Raw genomic sequence first — 393 nt, 5'->3', positions numbered from 1 at the left:
CAGGTAAAGGTCGGCAACGGCCTGCCCGGCTTCTTCGGCGGCGTGCCGATGCACTGGATGAACGACTGGCCGACGCCGTTTCCGATCCTGGTCGACAGCGCCAAGGGCGCCACGATCACCGACATCGACGGAAACAAGCTCGACGATTTCTGCCTTGGCGACACCGGCTCGATGTTCGGCCATTCGCCGCCGCCGGTGGCGCGCGCCATCCGCCGCCAGGCCGGACGTGGCCTGACCTATATGCTGCCTTCGGAAGATGCGCTGGCCATCGGGCCGCTGCTGCAGCAGCGCTTCGGCCTGCCATTCTGGCAGATCGCGACGACGGCAACCGACGCAAACCGTTTTGCATTGCGCGTCGCCCGCGCCGTCACCGGCCGGGAGAAGATCCTTGTC

At 66.7% G+C, this 393-nt stretch carries 1 protein-coding gene; it reads left to right on the top strand.

What is annotated here, in order from left to right; translation table 11 throughout:
• The coding region (locus tag EN879_RS38695; protein WP_127274843.1) for an aminotransferase class III-fold pyridoxal phosphate-dependent enzyme at window positions 1–393 on the top strand (393 nt) is incomplete at both ends.

Source organism: Mesorhizobium sp. M7A.F.Ca.AU.002.02.1.1, assembly GCF_003998535.1.
GTDB classification, from domain to species: Bacteria; Pseudomonadota; Alphaproteobacteria; order Rhizobiales; family Rhizobiaceae; genus Mesorhizobium; species Mesorhizobium ciceri.
Note: the sequence above shows the minus strand (reverse complement) of the source record. Positions and strands in the feature narration are given on the sequence as shown.